Raw genomic sequence first — 1,117 nt, 5'->3', positions numbered from 1 at the left:
GGCGTGTTCGCGGGTCCGATAGTGGGTGCGGTGGACGCGTTCGTTTTTCAGGGTGGCGTTGAACGACTCGGCCCAGGCATTGTCGAAACAGGTTCCGGTGCGTCCCACGGAATGTCGGAGGCCGAGTTTCCGAACGGCTCGACGGAATTCGGTGGACAGGTATTGGGTGCCGCGGTCGCTGTGGAAGATGGTGTCCCCGGCTCGGATCGGGAGATTTCGTGCCGCCATGTTCAGGGCGTCGACAACGAGTTCGGTCTGCATGTGGTCGGCCATGGCGTAGCCGACCACTTTCCTGGAATAGCAATCCAGGACGGTGGCCAGATACAGCCAGCCCTGGCGGGTGCGGATGTAGGTGATGTCGCCGACCAGTTTGCGGGCCGGCGCGGTGGCGGTGAAATCACGGCGAACCAGATCCGGGTGGCCGAGCTGGTCGGCGGCAAACGGTGGTGGGGGCCGGAACGGGCGCGGCTGACAGGCAACCAACCCCAGTTCACGCATGATCTTCCGGATCGTATCCGGGTCTGCCGATACCTTCCGGCGGGCCAGCGCGGCGTGGACACGTCGATACCCGTAGGTGCCGTCGGAATGGGTGAAACACGACCGGACCTCGACCTTCAACCTCTCCCGGTGGCGGTCGGTGGCCGAGGGCGCCCGGTGACGCCAGGCGTAATAGCCCGACCGCGACACCCCGGCCCACCGGCACATGTCAGCGATCGCGTGATGGCCTTCTTCGGAAGCGACGAACGCATATTTCGCCGCTACAGGTACCTCTTCGCGAAGAAGGCCACTGATTTTCCCAGAAACTCGTTCTCCTCCCGCAGTTTCCGGTTCTCCTCCTCCAACACCCGCAACCGCGACCGCTCATCGGTCGACAAATCCGAACCGGTCTCACCGCTCTCGACCCGGAAGGCGTGAACCCAATTCCGGATCGTCTGCTCGGTCACCCCGCAATCACGCGCCACATCGCCGAACGACCGCCCCTTGTCCAGCACCTCCCGAGCAGCCGACTCCCGGAACTCCGGGCTGAACTTCCGCGATTTCCTCTGCGCCACAAGCCACTCCGTTCAGTCACCCAATCCTAGATTGGGACACTGTCCGAAGAACATCAGGCACCTCA

Annotated in this window: 2 protein-coding genes; both read right to left on the bottom strand. The window is 63.6% G+C overall.

Going from position 1 to position 1,117, the window contains the following annotated elements:
• Positions 1–792 (bottom strand): IS3 family transposase (locus ACFYTS_RS36580; protein ID WP_387309772.1); only part of this gene is annotated, 792 nt, incomplete at its 3' end.
• Positions 759–1,052, bottom strand: a complete 294-nt coding sequence (locus ACFYTS_RS36575) for a transposase (protein ID WP_387309771.1) — start codon at positions 1,050–1,052, stop codon at positions 759–761. The genes ACFYTS_RS36575 and ACFYTS_RS36580, both read right to left, overlap by 34 nt.
• Positions 1,053–1,117: the final 65 nt, after the last annotated feature.

Origin of the sequence: Nocardia sp. NPDC004151 (assembly GCF_042874235.1) — a bacterium.
Taxonomy (GTDB): Bacteria; Actinomycetota; Actinomycetes; order Mycobacteriales; family Mycobacteriaceae; genus Nocardia.
Note: the sequence above shows the minus strand (reverse complement) of the source record. Positions and strands in the feature narration are given on the sequence as shown.